Origin of the sequence: Streptomyces sp. B21-105, assembly GCF_036898465.1 — a bacterium.
Classification (GTDB): Bacteria; Actinomycetota; Actinomycetes; order Streptomycetales; family Streptomycetaceae; genus Streptomyces.
Window position 1 is genome coordinate 1,882,554 of record NZ_JARUMJ010000001.1, and the last position, 22,109, is coordinate 1,904,662.

Consider the following 22,109-nt stretch of genomic DNA (forward strand, 5'->3'; position numbering starts at 1 on the left):
TCACCACACGGTATTGCGCCCCGTCTGCTCCCACCTCGTCGAACGGCCTGTGCGGCGCCCTACGGCGGGCCCCGCTCCCGCGGGTACGATGCCAACGGTGCGACCTGGACGGCTGCTGCGCGCACCTGGCAACTCCGGTCCGCGGCACAGCGGTTCGACCAAGGCAGCCGACGGGCGACAGCCCGGCGGCATACCGACGGGGGCACGGTCTGTGGGGGACGCGATGGACTTCGGCACGCAGGGCCCCGAGGCCCCCGCCGACCTCGCCTGGCTTCGAGGCGTGGACGCCTACACCATGGGCGCCTATCCGCAGGCGGAGGAGGAGTTCCGCACTGCGGTGCGGATCGATCCCGGGATGGCCGACGGCTGGCTCGGACTGCACGCGCTGCGCGTCGACACGACGACCGCGCTGCTGCGCATGTTCCGCCACCGCGAACGGTTCGGGGAACAGCGCTCACGGCACCGCCGCACCCTCAACTCCTGGTACTGGCTCGGCTGGTGGGTGCAGCCGGTGCTGGAGAGCCCCCGCGACCTGCTGCTCGCACACGCCTCGCACTGGCTCGACGGCCGCCATGTGCCCGAACTGGACCGGGCGCTGGCCGGACTCCCGCCCGTCGACGCCGACCACCAGGTCCGCTTCCTGCACGCCTGTCGCGCGTACCTGGTGAAGGACTGGGAACAGCTGGTCCGGTACACCGACTCGCTGCTCGACGACCCGCTGCTGTGCATCGAGGCCGGCCTGTTCGGCGGGATGGCCCGGGTGCGCCTGGAGATGTACGGCCAGGCCGAGCCGCTGCTCTCGGCGGCTCTGATGCGCTGCCGCAGCGAGCAGCCGCAACGCAAGGAGCTGCGGTACTGGCTGGCCCGCGCGCACGAGGGCACCGGCCGTTCAGCGGCCGCCCTCCCGCTGTACCGGGCGGTGCACCGCGTCGACGCCGCCTTCATGGACACCTCGGCGCGGCTCGCCGCGATCGCGGAGGGCGACGGATACGACGACACGGCGGACCTGGCGGCGATCACCCTCACCGGGCTGGGGCAGGACACGGCTGACGGGCCGGACGGCTTCGACCCGCTGTTCGGCACGGAGGGACGCGATCTGCGGCTCGAGCCCTCCGAGCTGCCGCCCGTCGTACCCCTGCCGTCGGTGACCGACCCGGCGGTGCGCGAGAAGAACGTCGTCCGCTCTCCGTCACCGCTGCCGACCGGTCCCACCGATCCCGCTTTACTCGAGGAGGCCCTCGCCGAGCTGGAGCGCATGGTAGGGCTGGAGCCGGTGAAACGCCAGGTCAAGGCGCTCTCGGCGCAGCTCAACATGGCGCGGCTGCGGACCGGGCAGGGCCTTCCGGTCCAGCCGCCGAAGCGGCACTTCGTGTTCTCCGGCCCCTCCGGCACCGGCAAGACGACGGTGGCCCGCATCCTCGGCCGCGTCTTCTACGCCCTCGGTCTGCTGGGCGGCGACCACCTGGTGGAGGCGCAGCGGGCCGACCTGGTCGGCGAGTACCTCGGCCAGACGGCCGTCAAGGCCAACGAGCTGATCGACTCGGCCCTCGGCGGCGTGCTCTTCGTCGACGAGGCGTACTCGCTCTCGAACTCCGGCTACGGCAAGGGCGACGCGTACGGCGACGAGGCGTTGCAGGTGCTGCTGAAACGGGCCGAGGATAACCGGGACCACCTGGTGGTGATCCTGGCCGGCTACCCGGAGGGCATGGACCGTCTCCTGGCGGCCAATCCCGGGCTGTCCTCCCGTTTCACGAGCCGCGTCGACTTCCCCTCCTACCGGCCCCTCGAACTCACCTCCATCGGGGAGGTGCTGGCCGCGGAGAACGGCGACGCGTGGGACGCGGAGGCGTTGGACGAGCTGCGCTCGATCGCCGGGCATGTGGTCGACCAGGGCTGGATCGACGAGCTCGGCAACGGACGCTTTCTGCGCACCCTGTACGAGAAGAGCTGCGCCTACCGGGACCTGCGGCTGTCGGTCTGTCCGGGAGAGCTGACCCGGGACGACCTGGCGACGCTGCGGCTGCCCGACCTGATGCAGGCCTACGGCGAGGTGCTGTCGGGGCGGGGCCCGCAGGACCCTTCGGCGATCTGACGCATCCCGCCCGCGCACCCGCTCCGGCCTCCGGGCCCGCACCGGTACGGAGATCGCCGCGCCGAGGCCGACCGCCGGGGACACGCGCACTCTCCCGGCCCGGTACAGCTCGCCGGGCCGAGGCCGGTCGCCGAGAGGGCGTTCCCTCCCCGTTCGGCAGGATCGCCGGCCGCGCGGGCCCACCGGGCGGGGCGAGGGCTGCACGGCGCGTGGCCCACGCCGGTCCATCACGAAGTGGGCCCGCCCGGCCGGACGGCCACCGGCTGCCCGGACGACTGCCGGCACGGCTCGCTGCCGCCCGCCGGGCCGCTCCGGTCGTCGCCCAGGAGAATCACCGGGCCGGAACGACCCGCCGGCCGGGACTGCCACCCATCGGCTCGCTCCGCCCGCGCCGACCGGCAGAAGCGACACCGCAGATCAGCGGTTCGATGACGCCCAGCAGCCCGGCGGGTAACGCCGACCCGACCTGTCGCCAGGCCACACGCGTAGACCGCCGCCGTGGCGGTCGTCCGCGGCACCACGTCTTCGCGCAGCCGGACGATGGCCGCCGATGTGCGGCCGACGATCGCGTCGAGCGCCACGCGGTCCGGCCCTGGTCGTCGGCCCGGACGATCCGCCGGGCCGGGACGGTTCGCCGGGCCGGGACGGTTCGCCGGGCCGGGAGGACCCGCCGGTCGGGTCGGCTCGCCGGTCGGGTCGGCTCGCCCGGTGGGCGCCGTGTGCCGGACCGTGCCCGGCCGGGGCGCCGGGTGCCGGTCAGCTCGCCAGCGCCTCCTCCGGTTCGTCGCTCGCCCTCGGCTCCGTCAGCCGAACCTCGGGGACCTCGCGGTGCGCGGGGTCGGTGACCTCGCCCACCAGCAGTTCCAGTACGTCCTCCAGGGCGACCAGGCCGAGGACCTTGCCGGAGGCGTCGGCGACCTGCGCCAGATGGGTCGCCGCCCGGCGCATCACCGTCAGCGCGTCGTCCAGCGGCAGTTCGGAGCGGAGCGTCGTCATGGGACGCCACAGCTGTTGCGGCACCGCCCGCTCGGAGTCCTCCTGGTCGAGCACGTCCTTCACATGCAGGTAGCCCATGAAGGCGCCCGTCTCCGCGGCCACGGGGAAGCGGGAGTAGCCGGTGCGGGCGGTCAGCTCGACGATCTGGCCCGGGGTGACCGCCGGACTGACCGTGACCAGGGACTCGCGCCGGAGCAGAACGTCGGTGACGGGACGGGAGCCGAGCTCGAGGGCGTCCTCCAGGCGCTCCTGCTCCTCCGGGCCGAGCAGACCGGCCTGGCCGGAGTCCTCCAGCAGCCGGTTCAGCTGCTCGCTGGTGACCACGGCCTCGACCTCGTCCCTGGGCTCGACGTGGAAGAGCCGCAGGATGCCCCGGGCGCAGGCGCCGAGCGCGACGGTGATCGGCCGACACAGCCGGGCGAAGGCGACCAGGCCGGGGCTGAGCCACAGCGCGGTCTTCTCCGGCGCCGCCATGGCGAGGTTCTTCGGGACCATCTCGCCGATGACGAGGTGGAAGAAGACCACGGCCGCGAGGGCTATGACATAGCCCAGCGGATGGATCATCCCGTGCGGGAGGTGGATCCACTCGAACAGCGGCTCGAGCAGCTCGGCGACGGTCGGCTCGGCGACCGCGCCCAGGGTGAGGGAGCAGACGGTGATGCCGAACTGAGCCGCCGCCATCATCTGCGGCAGGCGCTCCAGCCCGTAGAGGACCTGGCGGGCCCGCGCGGTGCCGAGCGGCTCGATCTGGCTGCGGCGGACGGAGACGAGCGCGAACTCGGCGCCCACGAAGAAGCCGTTGGCGAGCACGAGCAGCGCGGCGAAGACGAGTTGCAGGGCGCTCATCGGGCGACCTCCACGACCTGGCCGGTACGCACCAGCCGGACCCGTTCGGCCCGGTAGTGGCCGACCCGCCGCACCGAGAGCCGCCAGCCGGGCAGCTCCGTCCGGTCGCCGACGGCGGGGATGCGGCCGAGCAGGTCGGCGACGAGGCCCGCGACCGTCTCGTACGGCCCCTCGGGGACGTCGAGGCCTATCCGCTGGAGGGTGTCGACGCGGCAGCTGCCGTCCACGTCCCAGGCGGGCCTGCCCTCCTCGGGCGGGGCCGCGGCGAGTTCGGGGGAATCCTGGCCGTCGTGCTCGTCGCGGACCTCGCCGACGATCTCCTCGACGATGTCCTCCAGCGTGACCACGCCGGCCGTGCCGCCGTACTCGTCGACGACGACGGCGATGGGCTGCTCGCTGCGCAGCCGGGCCAGCAGGGGCTGGACCGGCAGCGTCTCCGGGACCAGGAGGGCCGGGCGGGCGATGCGGACGACCGGGGTGCGCAGCCGGTCGTGGACGGGGACCGCCAGGGCGTCCTTCAGATGGACCATGCCGACGATTTCGTCGATCTTCTCGCGGTAGACCGGGAACCGGGACAGACCGGTGGCCCGGGTCAGGTTCACCACGTCCTCCGCGGTGGCCGTGGACTGCAGGGCGCTGACCTTCACGCGCGGGGTCATGACGTGTTGCGCGGTCAGTTCGGCCAGCGACAGGGTCCGCACGAAGAGGTCGGCCGTGTCCTGTTCGAGGGCACCGGCCTGGGCCGAGTGGCGGGCCAGGGAGACGAGCTCGCCGGGGGTCCGAGCGGAGGCCAGCTCGTCGGCGGGCTCGACGCCCAGGGCCCGGACCAGCCGGTTGGCGACGGTGTTGAGGGCGGCGATCACCGGCCGGAAGAGGCGGGCGAAAACGTGCTGCGGGCCCGCGACGAAACGCGCGACCTGCAACGGCTTGGACACCGCCCAGTTCTTGGGCACCAGCTCGCCGATCACCATCTGCACGGCGGACGCCAGCAGCATGCCGACGACGACGGCGACCCCGGAGACGGCGCCCTCGGGGACGCCGGCCGCCGTGAACGGGCCGCTGAGCAGCTCCGCGAGCGCCGGTTCGGCGAGCATGCCGACGACGAGGGAGGTGATGGTGATGCCGAGTTGGGTGCCGGAGAGCTGGAAGGACAGTTCCTTCAGCGACTCGACGACCGTGTGGGCTCGCCTGTCGCCCTCGGCGGCGGCCCGCTCCGCGTCCGGACGCTCGACCGTGACAAGGCCGAACTCGGCGGCGACGAAGAAGCCGTTGGCGAGGATGAGCAGGAACGCGGCTGCCAGGAGCAGCAGGGGGGTGGTCATGATGCCGCCGCCTCCGAACCAGGTCGGGTGGGGGCGGCGCAGGTACTACAGGACGAACCGTCCATCGCCGGAGGGAGTCACTCCTCGGGTAGCAGGAACCCCTGTGAGCCCGGCAGGGCACAGCAGGGGCGGGGCGCGAGGGTGCGCCTCCGTCACCAGATTAATCAAGCCAGGGGGTTTTGCGGCAGGGCAGCAGGCCCCGAGTCAGCCCTGATCTTGCTCGGGGGGCGTCTCGGGGTCGCGGATCGCGTGGGCCTCGGCGAGCGCCCGGAGCGCCCGCGCGTCGCGGATGGCCTGCTGCTTGTCGATGCCGGGCTGGATGCCGAGTGCGGGCAGGCTGGTGCCGTCGCTGAGGTCCAGGAACACCCACGGATCGCCCGGACGGAGGTTCACCTGGAGGATCTCCGCCCAGGCCAGACGCCTGGTGCTGGCGATGTTCACGACGGTGACGCCGGAGTCGTCGGCGATCAGCCGCACCCGGGCGAGCTGGGCCAGCACCCAGAACACGAGGGCGCCGGTGAGGATGAAACTGAGCCGCTCCCCCGGCCCGAGCTGCTCCAGCAGCATCGCGACGGCGGAGATGACGACGAAGATCGCCACTCCGGCCGTGAGCAGCACCACACGGGTGCGGCCCGGCCGGAAGACGACGGGGAGGGCAGGCAGGTCGGACATGTTCCCGGCGGAGGTCAGAGGCGGCAGGCGTGGATGGCCGTGGTCAGGATGGCGCGGGCGCCGATGTCGTACAGGTCGTCCATGATCCGCTGCGCCTCCTTGGCGGGGACCATGGCTCGGACGGCGACCCAGCCCTCGTTGTGCAGCGGGGAGACGGTCGGCGACTCCAGGCCCGGGGTCAGCGCGACGGCCTTCTCGAGCTGCTCGACGCGGCAGTCGTAGTCCATCATCACGTACGTCCGGGCCACCAGGACGCCCTGGAGGCGGCGCAGGAACTGCTGCACCTTGGGCTCCTCGGCGTCCGCGCCGGTGCGGCGGATCACGATGGCCTCGGACTTCATGATGGGCTCGCCGAAGACCTCCAGGCCCGCGTTGCGCAGCGAGGTGCCGGTCTCGACGACGTCGGCGATGACCTCGGCGACGCCCAGTTCGATGGCCGTCTCGACAGCGCCGTCGAGGTGCACGACGGCGGCCTCGACGCCGTGGTCGGCGAGGTGGCCGGCCACGATGCCCTCGTAGGAGGTGGCGACCGTCTTGCCCTTGAGGTCCTCGACGCCGGTCGCCGTGCCTGGCTTGCCGGCGAAGCGGAAGGTGGAGCGGGCGAAGCCGAGCGGCAGGATCTCCTCGGCGTCGGCGCCGGAGTCGATCAGCAGGTCACGGCCGGTGATGCCGATGTCGAGGCGGCCGGAGGAGACGTAGATCGCGATGTCGCGGGGGCGGAGGTAGAAGAACTCCACCTCGTTGACCGGGTCGACGATCCGCAGCTCCTTACTCTCCCGGCGCTGCTGGTAGCCGGCCTCATGCAGCATGTCCCCCGCAGGTCCGGACAGGGAACCCTTGTTGGGGACGGCGATGCGCAGCATGAGGTCGGCTTCCTTCGCGTGGAACGGGAAAAAGGGGGGCGTGCGGGGCGGGCCCGGGATGCGGTTCTACAGGTGGGCGTACACGTCGTCCAGCGAGATTCCGCGGGCGACCATCATCACCTGGACGTGGTAGAGCAGCTGCGAGATCTCCTCCGCAGCGGCCTCCTTGCCCTCGTACTCGGCGGCCATCCACACTTCGGCGGCCTCTTCGACGACCTTCTTGCCGATGGCATGGACGCCCTTCCCGACGAGTTCAGCGGTACGGGAAGTGGCGGGGTCGCCGCTGGCGGCCTTCTGCTGGAGCTCGGAGAAGAGCTCCTCGAACGTCTTCTTGGACATGGTGCTGCCCACCCTAGCCGTTCTCCCGGTCCGCCTACCGCCAGGGTTCGGATACTGAACGGAGGGTGGCCGCGGTCGCCACCGCCGCCGTCACCGCCTCGTGCCCCTTGTCCTCGTTGGAGCCTTCGAGGCCGGCCCGGTCCAGGGCCTGCTCCTCGGTGTCGCAGGTGAGGACGCCCATGCCGACGGGCACGCCGGTCTCCACGGAGACCTGGGTGAGACCCTGGGCGACTCCTTGGCACACGTACTCGAAGTGCGGTGTGCCGCCGCGGATGACGACGCCGAGGGCGACGATCGCGTCGTAGCCACGCCCGGCCAGCACCTTGGCCACCACCGGCAGCTCCCAGCTGCCGGGGACCCGCAGCAGGGTCGGCTCGTCGATGCCGAGGTCGTGCAGGGCGCGCAGCGCGCCGTCGACCAGACCGTCCATCACCTTCTCGTGCCACTGGGCCGCGATGACGGCGACCCTGAGGTCACCCACATTGCGTACGGACAGTTCCGGTGCGCCCTTGCCGCTCACGTTCTCGTCTCTCCTCGTGCCGTTCGGTGCCGTCTGGCGCCGTCTGGCGCCGTGCGGTTGTCGGTGCTTACTGGTTGCCGCAGGGGGACACGGGGGCCGCGTCCAGCCAGGGCAGGTCGTGTCCCATCCGGTCGCGCTTGGTGCGCAGGTAGCGGATGTTGTGCTCGCCCGCCTGGACGGGCATCGGCTCGCGCTCGGTGACCTCGATGCCGTGCCGGACGAGCGCCTCGCTCTTCTCGGGGTTGTTCGTCATCAGGCGGACGCTGCGTACGCCGAGGTCCTCGAGGATCTGCGCCCCGGCCCCGTAGTCGCGGGCGTCCGCGGGCAGGCCCAGTTCGAGGTTGGCGTCGAGGGTGTCGTGGCCCTGTTCCTGGAGTTCGTAGGCCCTCAGCTTGGACAGCAGACCGATGCCCCGGCCTTCGTGTCCGCGCAGATAGACCACCACGCCCCGCCCCTCGCTCTGGATGCGTTCCAGGGACGCGTCGAGCTGGGGGCCGCAGTCGCAGCGCAAGGAGGCGAAGACGTCGCCGGTGAGGCATTCGGAGTGGACGCGGACCAGGACGTCCTCGCCGTCGCCGATCTCACCGTGCACCAGGGCGACGTGCTCGACGCCGTCGACGGTGGAGCGGTAGCCGTACGCGGTGAACGTGCCGTGCACGGTGGGCAGTCGGGTCTCGGCCTCGCGGCGGACCGTCGGCTCGGCGCCGCGCCGGTAGGCGATCAGGTCCTCGATGGAGATGATCGTCAGGCCGTGCTTGCGGGCGAACGGGATCAGCTCGGGCAGGCGCAGCATCCGGCCGTCCTCGCCGGCGATCTCGACGATCGCGCCGGCCGGGCGCAGCCCCGCGAGACGGGCGAGGTCCACGGCGGCCTCGGTGTGGCCGTCGCGGGTCAGCACGCCGCCGGGCTTGGCGCGCAGCGGGAAGATGTGGCCGGGGCGCACGAAGTCGGCCGGTCCGGCCTCGCCGCTCGCCAGCAGGCGGAGCGTGGCGGCGCGGTCGGCGGCGGAGATGCCGGTGGTGACGCCGTGGGCGGCCGAGGCGTCCACGGAGACCGTGAACGCGGTCTTCATCGACTCGGTGTTGTCGTCGACCATCTGCGGGAGCTTCAGACGCTCCAACTCGTCGCTCTCCATGGGTGCGCAGATCAGGCCGCGGCACTCGCTCATCATGAAGGCGACGATCTCGGGCGTCACCTTCTCGGCGGCGACGACGAGATCGCCCTCGTTCTCGCGGTCCTCGTCGTCGACGACCACGATGGGCCGGCCGGCCGCGATGTCGGCGATGGCCTGCTCGACGGGGTCGAGGCTGAGGTCTTCCAGGCCTTCGGTGCTGTACAGGATCGGTGCCGTGCTCATGCCGGCGCTCCTTCCAGAGCGGGTTGCGAGGCCTTGCGGGACCGCAGCCACCAGTCGCGCATGCCCCACAGGACGAGCGCGCCGTAAATGACGTAGACGAAGCCGGAGAAGGCGTAGCCGTTGGCGAAGTTGAGGGGGACGCCGACGACGTCGACGAGGAGCCAGGCGATCCAGAACTCGACCATGCCGCGCGCCTGGGCGTACATGGCGACGACGGTGCCGACGAAGATGTAGGCGTCCGGCCAGGGGTCCCAGGACAGGGACGGGTAGGCCTTGAAGAGGAGGGCGACGGCGACCGTGCCGAGCGCGGCGGCGCCGATCATGGCCGCGCGCTCGGGCCAGGTGGCGAAGCGGGGGGTGATCTGGCCGTCCGCGGACCGCCCCTTGCTGCGGTTCCACTGCCACCAGCCGTACAGGGCGACGACCATGACGACGACCTGCTTGCCGGCGCTGCCGGCGAGGTGGCCGTAGAAGGCGACGAAGAGGACGAGCCCGGAGAGGAACTGCACCGGCCAGGTGAGCAGCGAGCGACGCCAGCCGAGGGCGAGGGTGATCAGACCGAGGATGTTCCCGATCATGTCCGACCAGATGATGTGCTGGTCGAACGCGACGAACGCTTCGGAGTTCAGCCAGTTCACTTGCCCCCTCCCTGCTGCGTGGTGGCCAGCAGGCGCTCGACGTACTTGGCGACGATGTCCACCTCGAGGTTGACCGGGTCGCCGGGCTGCTTGAGGCCGAGCGTGGTCAGCGCGAGGGTGGTGGGGATGAGGCTGACGGTGAAGTAGTCCGGGCCGGCCTCGACGACCGTGAGGCTGATGCCGTCGACGGTGACGGAGCCCTTCTCCACGACGTACCGGGCGAGTTCGGCGGGGAGGGAGACCTTGACGATCTCCCAGTTCTCGGACGGCCTGCGCTCCAGCACCGTGCCGGTGCCGTCGACGTGCCCCTGCACGATGTGTCCGCCGAGGCGCGCGCCGACGGCGGTGGGGCGTTCGAGGTTGACGCGGGAGCCGACGGCGAGTGCGCCGAGGCTGGACCGGTTCAGGGTCTCCGCCATGACGTCGGCGGTGAACTCGTCGCCCTCGTGCTCGACGACGGTGAGACAGACCCCGTTCACGGCGATGGAGTCGCCGTGCTTCGCGCCGTCGGTGACGACGGGGCCGCGCAGCCGGAAGCGGGAGGCGTCGCCGAGATTCTCGACGGCGGTGACCTCACCCAGCTCTTCGACGATTCCGGTGAACACTTCCCGGGTCCTCCTGCCTCATAGGGCACGGACTCCGGGGCCTGTCGATGACGACAGCAGGTACGGGCAGCGGCACCGGGACGACGCCGGACAGACTCGTCGACCGACGAGTACATATTCGGCGGCGCGCACGAATGCCCGCCCGCCGCGCACTGCCTCCCATCCGGACTTTAACCGTCGGTCCAGGAATTTCACCTGGTCAACCGGCCGCTGGAAGCGGACGGGTCGCGGACTGTAACCGCCGGTTCGGACTTTCACCGACCCCGGAGTGCGCTGCTTTTGGTACAGGGTCAGTCTGCCACGGCGGGTAGGCGTCCATACAGGTGAAGGGTGTGGGTTGCCTCACAGGGCGTCACCCCTCCCCTCAACACCCCTTTGGTCCATACCTATTGACGGACTGGTCTAGTCCTTTTTAGGCTCGAGCTGTACGGCCCGGCGGCGGTGACGACGGCCCTTGCCCGCCGCCGGGCCCCCTCACTGCGACCGACGGCCGCTCTGGCAGGGTGACCCCATGGACCGGTGACCGCATGGAGCAGGGTGACCGCATGGAGCAGGGTGATCCCGGGACGACCGGGACGACCGCGGGCGCCGACGAGTTCGAGGCCCACCGGTCCCGGCTGTTCGGGCTGGCCTACCGGATGCTGGGCTCGACCCACGAGGCCGAGGACGCGATGCAGGACGCCTACCTGCGGTTCAGCGGGGCCGACCGTGCGGACGTCGCGCATCCAGCGGCCTGGCTCGCGAAGACCGTCACCCGCCTGTGCCTGAACCGGCTCACCTCGGCCCGGGCCCGGCGCGAGACGTACGTCGGTCCATGGCTGCCTGAGCCGGTCCTCACCTCGGACGGCACGCTCGGCCCCCTGGAGTCCGCGGAGCAGCGCGAGGCGGTGTCGCTGGCGATGCTGGTGCTGCTGGAGCGGCTCACCCCGCAGGAGCGGGCGGTGTACCTGCTGCGGGAGGCGTTCGCCTACCCGCACCGGGAGACGGCCGAGGTCCTCGACCTGAGCGAGGCACACTGCCGCCAGCTGCACCGGCGCGCGGTGCAGCGGGTGACGGCGGCGCGTCCGCGCTTCGAGGCCGCGCCCGCGCGCCGGGCGGAGCTGGTCGCCTCGTTCGTGAGGGCGGCGCGGGACGGCGACCTGGGAGCGCTCGAGAAGGCGCTCGCCGCCGACGTCGAGTGGTGGAGCGACGGCGGGGGCCGGGTGAGGACGGCCCTGCGGCCGATCCTGGGCCGCGAGAAGGTGCTGCGCCTCCTGGACGCCGGGTTCCGGACGTTCGCGGCCGGGTTCTCCTGCACGGTCGTCGAGCTCAACGCCGCACCGGGCGCATTCGTCCACGGCACGGACGGCGAGCTGGTCGCCACGCTCGGCTTCGAGAGCTTCAGCGAGGAGATCACAGCCGTGCGGATCGTGACGAATCCGGAGAAACTGAACTTCGTGGGCCGTCAGCTCGGCCGGATGTAGCGCGCCGCGCGCAGGATTTTCGCCGGCGTCGTCACATTCCGCGGCGGCTGCCCGGTCTGTGCTGCGGGAGGACGTTCCGGTCGGGAGCGTCCGCTGTCCGAAAGGGCTGAACAGCATGAGCACGATCCTGGTGACCGGTGGGACCGGAACCCTCGGCAGGCTCGTCGTGGAGCGGCTGCGAGCGGGCGGGCACGATGTACGGGTGCTCAGCCGGCACGCCGAACCGTACGCCGTCGACCTGCGCGAGGGCGGCCCCGGCCTGGACGCGGCCGTGACGGGCGTGGACACCGTCGTGCACTGCGCGAGCTCGCCGCGCGGCGGCGACGAGCAGGCGGCCGCACATCTGATCGCCGCGGCGCGCCGGGCCGGGGTGGAACACCTGGTGTACATCTCGATCGTCGGCGTGGACCGGGTGCCGTTCGGCTACTACCGGGCCAAGCTCGCCGTGGAGAAGCTCGTGGCGGAGTCGGGGCTCGGCTGGACGGTGCTGCGCGCGACGCAGTTCCACGACCTGCTGGTCCAGGTGTTCCAGGCGCTCGCCAAGGTTCCGGTGATGCTGCTGCCCGCCCGGGTGAGCGACCAGCCGGTGGCGGTGGCGGAGGTCGCCGACCGGCTCGCCGAACTGGCCGCCGGCGCGCCCGCCGGGCGGGTCGACGACATGGGCGGCCCCGAGGTGCGCACGGCCGAGTCGCTGGCCCGCGCGTTCCTGAAGGCGAGCGGCAGGCGGTGCGCGGTGCTGAACGTGCCGCTGTGGGGCGCGGCCTACCGGGGTTTCCGCTCCGGGGGCCATCTGGCTCCGGAGCAGGCGGTGGGCAAGGGCACGTTCGAGGACTGCCTGGCCACCCGCGTCCGGCGCTAGTGCGTACCCCCACGCCGCGTTGTCGCATCACCCGAGTACATCCAGTACACGGGCGATGCCCCGCCTTGCGATGCTCACCCACAGCCTGAACGGCGTGGGAGGCGCCCCCACCACCGGACGCCGCGAGCTTCTCGGCAAACCTCTCCGGTCACGGCACTAGCCGGCGGCCCCGGTGCGGCTCGATCCAGCCGGTGCGGTGGCCGGGGAGTTCCGGACGCTGCCGGTCGCCGCTGTGCCGAACAGGTCCTCCTGGGCGGCCTCGCGGGCCGTGAGCAGCGCCCCGCGCAGCACCGCGCCGCCGCCCAGCGCGCCGGGGCGCACCTCGGTGGGCAGCGGGGCCATGCGCCGCAACCGCCGAGCCACCCGGTCGGCCAGCACGTCCCCGCCGGCGTGGCCGACCTCGCCGCCGAGCACCACGCACCCCGGGTCGAGGACGGCGACGACGGAGGCCGCGCCGAGAGCCAGCCGGTCGGCGAGGGCGTCGAGGAATCGCGCGGCGGCGACGCTCCGCGCGGATCCTTCGCCCGCCGCCCCGGCCGCCGCGAACACCCTCGCCCGGGCCGCCGTCTCCCCCGCCGCGAACCCCGTCGCCGAAGCCGCCGTCGAAGCCGCCGTCGAAGTCGCCGTCTCCCCCGCCGCGGATGCCGCTTCCCCGGTGTCCTCGGCTTCCGTCCCGCGTGCCGCGGCCACCGCCTCCCGCACCAGGGCCGCGGCCACCGGTTCCTCGGTGTGCGGTCCGGGCGTCAGGCCGAACGTCTCCGCGAGGGCGGCGATCGCCGCCGAGCCGGCCAGGGAATGGAAGCCGCCCTCGCAGTCGGTCGCCGAGGGCAGGCCGGCCGTGCCGGGGACCGGCAGGAAGCCGATCTCGCCGGCGCCGCCGGAGGCGCCCCGGCGCAGGGCGCCGTCCAGGACGACGGCCGCGCCCGTGCCGTGCCCCAGCCACAGCAGGACGAAGGTGTCGCGGTCCCGGGCGGCGCCCTCGCGCTGTTCGGCCAGCGCGGCCAGGTTGGTCTCGTTCTCGATGTGCGCGCGGGCCTGCGGGAACCGTTCCTCGAGCGCGGCCACCAGTCGGCGGTGCCACTCGGGCAGGCCGCTGGAGTCGCGCAGTTCACCGCTCGCCGGGTCGATCAGACCGGGTGCGCCGATGCCCAGGGTGTGCAGCCGGTCGGCCCCGGCCTCCTTGGCCGCCCGTTCGACCAGCGTGACCGCCTGCTCCACGGCCGTCCCGGTGCCCGTGTCGTCGCGGATCGGCACGGAGGCCTCGGCGAGCACCCGGCCGACCAGGTCGGACACCAGGACGGCGACGCCGTCCGTGCGTACGTCCAGGGCCGCCAGGTGGGCGCGGTCGGCGACGATGCCGTAGAGCTTCGCGTTCGGCCCGCGGCGCTGCTCGCCCGCCTCTCCCACGACCTCGATCAGGCCGCCGGCGGTGAGGCGTTCGACGAGGTCGGCCACCGTGGGCCGGGACAGGCCGGTGAGTTGTTTCAACCGCCCCGCCGTCAACGGGCCTTCGTGCTGCAGCAGCCGCAGGGCGAGCCGGTCGTTGATGGCCCGGGCGGTGCTCGGGGATGCGGGCATGGCGGGAATCCTCCCACGGCGGAGGGGACCCGGTGGGCAGCCGACCAGAGCCCCACTATTTATCAGGCAGGGTTCCTGATAGTTTACGACGGCGGCGCGTCCGGAGCCGCAACGGGGCCGGGAGGGCGGGAGAATGAGCGGAGTGGACGACGTGGTCTACGCGCCGGCAGAGGTGCGGCGCTCCCGGTACGCCGTGGCGGCGGTGTTCACCGTGCACGGCGCCGTCACCGGGTCCTTCGCCACCCGCGTGCCCTGGATCCAGGACCACGCCGGGGTGTCCACCGGCCAGTTGGGCCTGGCCCTGGCCTTCACCGCGTTCGGCGCGGCCTGCGCGATGCCGCTGGCCGGTTCGCTCGCCCATCGTTTCGGCAGCCGTACGGCCCTGCGCGGGCTGCTCGCGCTGTGGACGCTTTCCCTCGTCCTGCCCGCTCTCGCCCCGAACCTGCTGACGCTGTGCCTGGCGATGTTCGCCTACGGCGCGGCCGCCGGCATGGCCGACGTCGCGATGAACGCCCTCGGGGTGGAGGTGGAGCGGCTGCTCGGAAAGTCGATCATGTCCGGGCTGCACGGCATGTGGAGCGCGGGCGCCCTGATCGGCTCGGCCGGCGGAACCCTCGCCGCGCATCTCGGGGCGGACGCCCGCGTGCACCACGCCCTTGCCGCGGCCGTCCTCACCGTGCTCGGACTGCTGGCCTGCCGGTGGGTGCTGGACATCCGGCCGGCCGCGGACGAGGAGCCACCCCCGCGGTTCGCGCTGCCGCCCCGTTCGGCGCTGCTGATCGGCACGGTCGGATTCTGCGCGGTGTTCGCCGAAGGGGCGAGCCTGGACTGGTCGGCCGTGTATCTGCGGGACCGTCTCGGGTCGTCGGCCGGGGTCGCGGCGGCCTGCACCACCGGCTTCATGCTCACGATGGCCGTGGCGCGGATCGTGGGAGACGCGGTGGTCGACCGGTTCGGCGCGGTGCGCACCGTACGAGCGGGCGGCGTGCTGGCCGTACTCGGCGGGCTGCTGATCGTCGTCGCGGGTCATCCGGCGGTGGCGATCGGCGGTTTCGGGCTGATGGGGCTCGGCATCGCGGTCGTCGTGCCGCTGTGCTTCGCTGCGGCCGGCCGCAGCGGACCGAACCCCAGTCAGGCCATCGCCGGCGTCGCGACCATCACGTACACCTCCGGCCTGATCGCCCCGAGCCTCATCGGCGGGGTGGCGCAGGCGACCAGCCTGGTCGTGTCGTTCGGCGTCGTGACCGTGCTGGCGTGCGGGCTCGTGGCGTTCGCGGGCGTGCTGCGCAGCGACGGGCGCACGGGTTCGAAGGTCAGTCCGCAGGCCGCAGCAGCGCCCGGCCCCCGGCCCTGAGGGTCTCGTTCCAGGGGGTGGGGCGCATGGTCGTCGCGTCCGCGCTGGACCATCAGCGGTTGACATGCTCCTCGCCCTGAAGGACTCCGTTGGAGGGACGAGGCTTCTGGCCTTCTCTACCGGTTGCCGCGGCCGCTGCGCGGACCGGTTTCCGGTAGGGAATCCGTGGCTTCCTGTTTCTTCGCGCTGTGCCGGGATCGCTCCCGGTCCTACCGGCGCTCCGCAGGCCGATACCGCCAGTCCGGCGGCCGTCTCGATGTTGATCCCGGCGTTGATCGCGGCGTTGTGGTCCCGGTCGTGGACCGTGCCGCAGGCGCTGCAGGCCCATTCCCGCACGTTCAGGGGTTTGGGCCCGTCCACAACGACGCCGCAGGCGTGGCAGGTCCGGGAGGCCGGCGATCCCCTGGTCGCAGGAAGCGCGGGGAGTCGATCTTCGATCGTCGTCGTCGTCGTCGGCCACCACGCGCTGCGCGCGTTCGCGCGCGCCCACCACATCCGCGGCCGCTGCTGGACGCGGGCACCAGCAGCTACGACGACGCCAGTTCGTAGGCGTACGCGGGACTGAACTGGCCCGCCGCCCCCTTGCAGCCGTCCGACTCCCCGGGCAGCTTCACCCACAGATGGGCATCGATCCGGGCCTGCCCGGTGTCCAACGTGGGCGCGCTGCCGACCCTGCGGCCGTCCGGGTCGCACCACTGGCCGTCGGCCGGCGCGCCGTTGCCGTTGCGGCTCGTGTCGATGACCGCGCCCAAACCCGCCGGACCGCCCAGCGCGTCCAGCACCCGGCGCGCGTAGGCGGCCTCGTCGGCGGTGCCGCGGAAGTTGGACACGTTGGTGAAGATCCCGTCGGAGGACGCTGCGGAGGCGGTGCCGGCCTGCCTCAGCAGCGCGGCCTGCTCCGCCGGCGGGTTCCAGTGGGAGTGACCGGCGTCGTAGTAGACACGGGCCGCCGGGTTCGCCGCCTTCAGCACGCGCCCCGCGCGGGCCAGCGCGGCGAAGCGGTCGGCCCGCGCGCCCGCGTCGAGGCAGTCGGCCTGGGCGATCGAGTCCGGCTCGAGAATGACGACCACCTCGCCGGAGCCGAGCCCGGCGGCGAACCGGTCGATCCAGCCGGCGTAGGCGTCGGAGTCGGGCGCTCCGCCCCCGGAGGCGCCGCCGCAGTCGCGGTCCCAGATCGCGTACGCCACGAGGACGGGCACCCGGCCCTGGGCGGCGGCGCCCGAGGTGACCGCGCGCACCCGTGCGGTGATCGTGCCGGGCGCGTAGTCGGCGAACCAGACGGCGGCCGGCCGGTTCGCGATCCGGGACTCGATGACGGCGGCGCGCGGGTCGGCCGGATGGGCCCGGAGCCAGTCGCGGACCTGCGACTCGGCGTGGCGGTACAGGCTCGAGGAGGCGGCCGCCGCCTGCGGCTTCCTCGCGGCGCGGCGGTCGGCCCGGGTCGTCGGCGTCCCTGCGGGCGACGCGGCGGGCGAGGACGAAGGGGGCGTGGAGGGGCGCGGGGACGGTGGAGGGGAAGGGGACAGCAGCGTCGCTCCGGCGCGCGGCCGGACGCCGTCGGTGTCGCGGCCGTGACGTCGCTCGTCGCCGTCGCCGAGCGCGGTCATCGTCCCGGCCGCGACGCCGAGGGCGACCACGACCGAGGCGACGGCGACCATGGCTCCACGCCGCAGGGCCCGTCGCTCACGTACTCCTGGCACCGTGCTGTTCCCCCTCCCGCGCGACGGGCCCGTTCCCCCGTTCCGGGGAAGCGTCGGGCTCGCCGGCACGCGGGCCAGCCTAGGACTGCCACCCTGCCCCCATGCCGCAATTGGAACAGTTCACCGCTCCCGCCGACGCGGGGGCCGGCCCGGCCGGCCCGAACCTCGACGACGTCCTCGCCCGGATGCGGGCCCTCGAACGGGCACTGCCCGCGCACGACGGGGTCGCGGTCTTCAACCGCGTCTACCTCGCCGTGACCGAGGAGGTCGGCCGGCGCATCGACCGGGGCCGCTTCCCCGACCCGCACGCCGCGATCACGCTGGACGTACGGTTCGCCGAGCGCTACCTGGACGCGGTGGATCCGGCGACCGGCGACCGGCGGCCGCCCGCCTGCTGGCGCCCGCTGCTGCAGTTCCGCCGTCACCCGGGCGTACGCCCGCTGCAGTTCGCGCTCGCGGGCATCAACGCGCACATCGGTCACGATCTCGCGCTCGCCGTCGTGGACGCCTGTCGTAGCCTCGGCTGCGAACCGGCCGAACTGGAAGACGAGTTCGACCGCGTGGGCGATCTCCTCGTATCGCTGGAGGAGCGCGTCCGCGAAGAGCTGATGCCGGGCCCCGATCTGCTGCAGATCGCCGATCCGCTCACCCATCTGCTCGGGGCCTGGAGCCTGGAGCGCGCCCGGGACGCCACCTGGACGGCGGCCCGGGCGCTGTGGGCGCTGCGCCGGCTCCCCGACGTGGCCGTGGAGTTCACCGAGCGGCTCGACACGGCCGTCGGCTTCGCGGGACGGATGATGCTCACCCCGCTGTGAGGCACGCCGGCCCGCGGCGCACCCGGGAGGCTGCGGGCGGAGGCGCGCCGGTGGTGGGACTCAGTCCTCCGGGAGCTCCACGGGCGCGATCTCGTCGTACACGTCGCCCGGGCCCGGGTTGGTGGCGTCGGTCGCCCCGCCGAAGTGGTGCATGACGCCCCAGACCGCGTTGAGCGCGGTCTGCACGGCGCCCTCGGCCCAGCCGGCCGTCCAGGAGATGTCGTCTCCGGCGAGGAAGACGCCCCGCTTGTCCGCGGGCAGCCGGTCCTGCATGAAGTGGGTGAACAGCCGCCGCTGGTAGCGGTAGTGGCCGGGCAGGTTGGCCTTGAACGCGCCCATGAAGTAGGGCTCGTTCTCCCAGGACACGGTCACCGGATTGCCGATGACGTGCTTCCTGATGTCGACCTTCGGATAGATTTCGCCGAGCGACTTCAGCATGACCTCCATCCGCTCGTTCGCGGACAGCGGCAGCCACTTCAGGCTGTCGTCGCACCAGGTGTAGGAGAGGCAGATGACGGCGGGCCGGTCGGGGCCGTCGTCGAGCAGGTACGTCCCGCGCGTCATACGGTCGGTGAGCGTCATCGACATGACGTCCCGGCCGGTCGTCTCGTCCTTGTCGAGCCAGAACGGCCGGTCGACGGGCACGAACAGCTTGCTGGACTCCATGTAGTGCGTGCGCTCGATCGCGGTCCAGTGGTCGATCGGGAAGAGCGAGTCGTCGCAGGCGATCTTCGACAGCAGCATCCAGGACTGGGCGGTGAAGACCGCTGCCCGGTAGGTGCGGATGTCGCCGTTGGCGTCGGTCACGGTGATCCGGTCGCCCGCGGTGCGGTGCAGCCGGGTCACGGCCGGCCGCGGCTCGCCGCCGTCGTGCAGGGAGCTGAGCGAGGTGCCGTACGGCCAGTGGACGATCTTCCGCGGTTCGCGCTCCCACAGGCGCAGCGGCAGCTGCTGGGAGCCGCCGACAATGCCGCGGTGGTGGTCGTCGGCCTCGGTGTAGACGACGCGCAGGATCTCCAGGATGGAGTTGGGGAAGTCGGTGTCCCAGCCGCCGGTGCCGAAGCCGACCTGGCCGAAGATCTCCCGGTGACGGAAGGACCTGAAGGCCTCGGAGTCGCAGAGGAAACCGTAGAAGGTCTGGTTGTCGAGCTTCTCGACGAGCTTCGCCCAGATCTCGCGGATGCGCGGCACGTCCCGCTCGCGCATGGCCCGGTTCATGTCGGGGAAGTCGGCGCCCTCTTCGAGGCACGTGTTCCAGGCGGCGGCGACGTCGCGGTAGACCTGCGGCAGGTCGTCGATCGTCTCGGCGTAGTGCGACTCGCCCTTGAGGTCGACGACCGTCGAAGGGGTGGTCTCCGCGAGGGGGTTGGGGAACGGCCGGGTCTCCAGCCCCACCAGGTCGATGTAGTGCTGGAGCGCCGTGGAGGACGGCGGGAAGCGCATCGCGCCCATCTCGGCGGTGAGGGAGGGGTCGCAGCCCTCGAAGCCGACGGTGCGCAGCCGTCCGCCGATCCGGTCGGCTTCGTAGACGACCGGCTTGAGCCCCATCTTCATCAGCTCGTACGCGGCCACGATGCCGGAAAGCCCGCCGCCGATGACGGCGACCTCGGCGCCGTGCTCGGTCGCCGGGATCTGACCGAGGCCCGCCGGATGGGCGAGGAAGTCGTCGTAGGCGTACGGGAAGTCCGGACCGAACATGGTGACCGGCGGCTGCTGCTGCTCGTCTGCGTGCTCGACGGCGTTGGGCACGGTGGACGTCATGGGGTGCGGACTCCTTGCGGCAAAGACGATCGGAGGGGGTGCGGCGTACGGCGGGCCGACGGACCGGCGGTCAGACCAGGGATCCGTAGAGACCGGGAAGACGGTCCCGCAGGTAGGGGTTGGCGGCGCGGGAGGCGGTGAGGGCGACCGGGTCGGCGTCGGCGAACACCAGCTCCTCGGCGCGGCCCGCGCGCGCCCGGGCGATCCCGTCGGGACCGGCCAGCGTGGAGAGTCCGACGAACTCGAACTCCCCTTCCCTGCCGACCCGGTTGACGTAGGCGATGTACATCTGGTTCTCGAAGGCGCGCACCGGGATCATCGACTCGGCGACGAACTGGAAGGGGTGCATCTGCGCGGTCGGCACCACGAGCAGGTCGGTGCCGGCGAGCGCGTGCGCCCTCACGTTCTCCGGGAACTCGACGTCGTAGCAGATCAGGAGGCCGACGGTGAGGCCGTCCAGCTCGGCCTGGACGACGGACTGCCCGCCCGGGGTGAAGTGGTCGCGCTCGAAGCAGCCGAACAGGTGGGTCTTGCGGTAGTTCGCGAGGCGGCCGCCGTCGGCGGAGATCAGCTGGACCGCGTTGTACACGGTCGCGCCGGCGCGCTCCGGGTAGCCGTAGGCGATCGCGATCCCGTGCCGCCCGGCGGTCTCGGCGACGGCGTCCGCCGAGTCGCCGTCGGAGGGCTCGGCGAGGCGGGCGACGTCGTCGCCGACGGCGTACCCGGTGAGGAACAACTCCGGCGCGACGAGCAGCCCGGCGCCCACGGCGGCGGCCCGCTCCGCGGCCTCGTCGAGGACTTTGAGGTTCTCGACGACGGAGCCGGGGCGGCCGGAGCTCTGGAGCAGGGCGGTGCGCATGCGTCATCCTCACCGGACGAAAGGGTGGTTGCGGGGGCCACCTAGACGGTACGGGCGGCCGCGCGGGCCGGACAAGAAGGAGCCGTTGCGCGACGGTGGGCGGTTCGTTGCGTGCACGGCGGGCGGGACGGCGATTCGTTGCGCGCCTTCCCCTCCGGTCCCCCGCTCCCCCGCGTGGGCCCACGGCTCGTTCGTCCGCGGCTCCCCCGGGTCCGCCCACAGCGCGCTCATCCGCTGCTCCGCCGGCCCCGCGCCGAAGCGCTCGCCCGTCTTCTTCGCCGACCCACCGCCAGGGCCGTGATCAGGTACGGCAGCGCGCACAGGGCGAACACGGTGCCGTGCGGGAACCGCGCGCCCAGGACGCCGTACGCGCCGTACACCGCGACGGTCACCAGCTCGGTGCCCAGGCCGGCGATCGAGGTCAGGGTGGCCCGTGCGGTGCCCTCGATGCGCCGCTGGAGCCGGACGTCGGCCAGCACGGTCGCCGCCTGGAAGCCGCCGAAGGCGAGACCGACGAGGATGACGCCGGCCTGCGCCCCCGTCAGCGCGCCGGCCGCCAGGGCGAGCGCGGCGCCGGCGAGGACCGCCGCCAGGCCGGTGCGGCCGAGGCGCTCGACCGCACCGGACAGCAGGCTGCCCGCCGTCACGCCTGCCCAGATCGTCATGAGCAGGTACGGGACGGCCGCGTCCGCCGCCCCGGTATCCCTGACCAGCAGCGGGGTGTACTCGTCGAGCCCGCCCCACACCGCCGTGACGGCGGGGACGAGCAGCAGCGCGCCGAGAAGGGGGCGGTCCCGGCGGAGTCCGGCGAGTCCGGCGAGACCGGTGCGCAGCCGCCGGGTCCAGCCCCTGTCGCGCTCGCCCCCGCCGACGTCCGCGCCCTGGTCACCGCCCTCACCGTCGCCGCGGGCCGTACTCTCGCCGGGGGCCGTACCGTCGTCGGCGTCGCTCCCTGCGGGGGCCGGGGCGCGGTGCTCCGGGAAGCAGGTCGCCGTCAAGGCGCAGAGCAGGCACGCCAGCACGCTGGCCGCGCCGACGGCCGGGTATCCGCCCGCCGCGAAGACCGGGCCGGCCAGACCCGTCGCCGCCATCACGGCCACCTGGCCCACCGCGTGCGCGCGCCCCATGACCACCGCGTACCGGTCGGCGGCGCCGGCCCGGTCCAGCTCCTCGTAGACCAGGGCCTCCAGCGCACCGGAGCCCAGCGCGCCACGGGCGCCCCACAGGACGAAGCCGGCCGCGAAGGCCCCGTACGACGGGAACAGCACCCACAGCGCGAAGCCGGCCGCGCCCAGCAGCGGGCCGGTCCACAGCAGCAGCCGCCGGGAGACGGCGTCCGCCCAGGCACCCGAGGGCACCTCGAGCAGGACGCCGGTCAGCGACCACAGGACGAAGAGGGAGGAGATCTCCCCGACGGACAGCCCGGCGTCCGCGAACAGCAGCGCGTACACCGGGTAGAGGAGCACGAAC

19 protein-coding genes, 1 pseudogene and 1 riboswitch are annotated in these 22,109 nt (G+C 72.8%); of the genes and pseudogenes, 5 read left to right on the forward strand and 15 right to left on the reverse strand.

Translation table 11 applies throughout. The features are described from left to right. Nucleotides 1–223: 223 nt before the first annotated feature. Complete coding sequence (locus QA802_RS08410; protein ID WP_334534417.1) at nucleotides 224–2,092, forward strand: AAA family ATPase; 1,869 nt, start codon at nucleotides 224–226, stop codon at nucleotides 2,090–2,092. Nucleotides 2,093–2,848: 756 nt separating this feature from the next. Here QA802_RS08410 and QA802_RS08415 read toward each other — a convergent pair. The 9 genes from QA802_RS08415 to QA802_RS08455 all read right to left on the reverse strand — a co-directional run bounded on the left by QA802_RS08415 (nucleotide 2,849) and on the right by QA802_RS08455 (nucleotide 10,250). Then, nucleotides 2,849–3,934, reverse strand: a complete 1,086-nt coding sequence (locus QA802_RS08415) for a hemolysin family protein (protein ID WP_334519471.1) — start codon at nucleotides 3,932–3,934, stop codon at nucleotides 2,849–2,851. Then, nucleotides 3,931–5,256: a hemolysin family protein gene (locus QA802_RS08420; protein WP_334519474.1), complete on the reverse strand. Its 1,326-nt coding sequence runs from the start codon at nucleotides 5,254–5,256 to the stop codon at nucleotides 3,931–3,933. The genes QA802_RS08415 and QA802_RS08420 overlap by 4 nt, the downstream gene beginning before the upstream one ends. Before the next feature lie 204 nt (nucleotides 5,257–5,460). Beyond that, complete coding sequence (locus QA802_RS08425; RefSeq protein ID WP_334519477.1) at nucleotides 5,461–5,928, reverse strand: PH domain-containing protein; 468 nt, start codon at nucleotides 5,926–5,928, stop codon at nucleotides 5,461–5,463. Between the two features lie 14 nt (nucleotides 5,929–5,942). After that, nucleotides 5,943–6,791, reverse strand: a complete 849-nt coding sequence (hisG, locus tag QA802_RS08430) for an ATP phosphoribosyltransferase (protein WP_334519481.1) — start codon at nucleotides 6,789–6,791, stop codon at nucleotides 5,943–5,945. A gap of 66 nt (nucleotides 6,792–6,857) precedes the next feature. Next, the gene (locus QA802_RS08435; protein ID WP_057583788.1) at nucleotides 6,858–7,130 is read right to left on the reverse strand and encodes a phosphoribosyl-ATP diphosphatase; all 273 of its coding nucleotides are present in this window, start codon (nucleotides 7,128–7,130) and stop codon (nucleotides 6,858–6,860) included. A 34-nt stretch (nucleotides 7,131–7,164) separates the two neighbouring features. Then, nucleotides 7,165–7,650: a 6,7-dimethyl-8-ribityllumazine synthase gene (gene ribH / locus QA802_RS08440; protein ID WP_334519484.1), complete on the reverse strand. Its 486-nt coding sequence runs from the start codon at nucleotides 7,648–7,650 to the stop codon at nucleotides 7,165–7,167. Between the two features lie 67 nt (nucleotides 7,651–7,717). Further along, entirely contained in the window at nucleotides 7,718–9,007 is a 1,290-nt protein-coding gene (locus QA802_RS08445; protein ID WP_334519487.1) for a bifunctional 3,4-dihydroxy-2-butanone-4-phosphate synthase/GTP cyclohydrolase II, read from the reverse strand. Further along, nucleotides 9,004–9,645, reverse strand: a complete 642-nt coding sequence (gene pnuC / locus QA802_RS08450) for a nicotinamide riboside transporter PnuC (RefSeq protein WP_334519490.1) — start codon at nucleotides 9,643–9,645, stop codon at nucleotides 9,004–9,006. Before pnuC ends, QA802_RS08445 begins: the two co-directional genes overlap by 4 nt. Then, on the reverse strand, nucleotides 9,642–10,250 hold the full coding sequence (locus tag QA802_RS08455) for a riboflavin synthase (RefSeq protein ID WP_334519493.1): 609 nt from the start codon (nucleotides 10,248–10,250) through the stop codon (nucleotides 9,642–9,644). The genes pnuC and QA802_RS08455 overlap by 4 nt, the downstream gene beginning before the upstream one ends. A 145-nt stretch (nucleotides 10,251–10,395) precedes the next feature. Next, nucleotides 10,396–10,526: riboswitch (FMN riboswitch) on the reverse strand. 251 nt (nucleotides 10,527–10,777) lie between these two features. Between QA802_RS08455 and QA802_RS08460 the strand changes: the two genes are divergently transcribed. Together QA802_RS08460 and QA802_RS08465 are read left to right on the forward strand one after the other, a co-directional pair. Further along, the gene (locus QA802_RS08460) at nucleotides 10,778–11,713 is read left to right on the forward strand and encodes an RNA polymerase sigma-70 factor (protein WP_334519496.1); all 936 of its coding nucleotides are present in this window, start codon (nucleotides 10,778–10,780) and stop codon (nucleotides 11,711–11,713) included. Between the two features lie 115 nt (nucleotides 11,714–11,828). Beyond that, entirely contained in the window at nucleotides 11,829–12,572 is a 744-nt protein-coding gene (locus tag QA802_RS08465; RefSeq protein WP_334519499.1) for an SDR family oxidoreductase, read from the forward strand. Between the two features lie 156 nt (nucleotides 12,573–12,728). Here the strand turns inward: QA802_RS08465 and QA802_RS08470 are convergent, their stop codons facing one another. Further along, on the reverse strand, nucleotides 12,729–14,150 hold the full coding sequence (locus tag QA802_RS08470) for an ROK family transcriptional regulator (RefSeq protein ID WP_334519506.1): 1,422 nt from the start codon (nucleotides 14,148–14,150) through the stop codon (nucleotides 12,729–12,731). A gap of 142 nt (nucleotides 14,151–14,292) precedes the next feature. Here QA802_RS08470 and QA802_RS08475 point away from each other — a divergent pair, with 142 nt between their 5' ends. Beyond that, a complete protein-coding gene (locus tag QA802_RS08475; protein WP_443042265.1) occupies nucleotides 14,293–15,504 on the forward strand; it encodes an MFS transporter in 1,212 nt (403 codons plus the stop codon). Nucleotides 15,505–15,786: 282 nt separating this feature from the next. Here QA802_RS08475 and QA802_RS41495 read toward each other — a convergent pair. Both QA802_RS41495 and QA802_RS08485 read right to left on the reverse strand, forming a co-directional pair. Continuing rightward, nucleotides 15,787–15,999 (reverse strand): annotated as a pseudogene (locus tag QA802_RS41495) (zinc ribbon domain-containing protein); the annotation flags it as partial. Nucleotides 16,000–16,031: 32 nt separating this feature from the next. Further along, the gene (locus tag QA802_RS08485; RefSeq protein WP_334534419.1) at nucleotides 16,032–17,162 is read right to left on the reverse strand and encodes a glycoside hydrolase family 6 protein; all 1,131 of its coding nucleotides are present in this window, start codon (nucleotides 17,160–17,162) and stop codon (nucleotides 16,032–16,034) included. Between the two features lie 143 nt (nucleotides 17,163–17,305). Here QA802_RS08485 and QA802_RS08490 point away from each other — a divergent pair, with 143 nt between their 5' ends. Next, a complete protein-coding gene (locus QA802_RS08490; protein ID WP_334519512.1) occupies nucleotides 17,306–18,019 on the forward strand; it encodes a DUF5995 family protein in 714 nt (237 codons plus the stop codon). A 60-nt stretch (nucleotides 18,020–18,079) separates the two neighbouring features. Here QA802_RS08490 and QA802_RS08495 read toward each other — a convergent pair whose 3' ends face one another. The 3 genes from QA802_RS08495 to QA802_RS08505 all read right to left on the reverse strand — a co-directional run bounded on the left by QA802_RS08495 (nucleotide 18,080) and on the right by QA802_RS08505 (nucleotide 22,105). After that, nucleotides 18,080–19,780 (reverse strand): flavin monoamine oxidase family protein, encoded by a 1,701-nt coding sequence (locus QA802_RS08495; protein WP_334519515.1) that lies wholly within the window; start codon nucleotides 19,778–19,780, stop codon nucleotides 18,080–18,082. A gap of 70 nt (nucleotides 19,781–19,850) precedes the next feature. Next, nucleotides 19,851–20,639, reverse strand: coding sequence for a carbon-nitrogen hydrolase family protein (locus tag QA802_RS08500; protein ID WP_334519518.1), 789 nt, complete (start codon nucleotides 20,637–20,639; stop codon nucleotides 19,851–19,853). A 227-nt stretch (nucleotides 20,640–20,866) separates the two neighbouring features. Continuing rightward, complete coding sequence (locus QA802_RS08505) at nucleotides 20,867–22,105, reverse strand: MFS transporter (protein WP_443042081.1); 1,239 nt, start codon at nucleotides 22,103–22,105, stop codon at nucleotides 20,867–20,869. Between the last annotated feature and the right edge of the window lie 4 nt (nucleotides 22,106–22,109).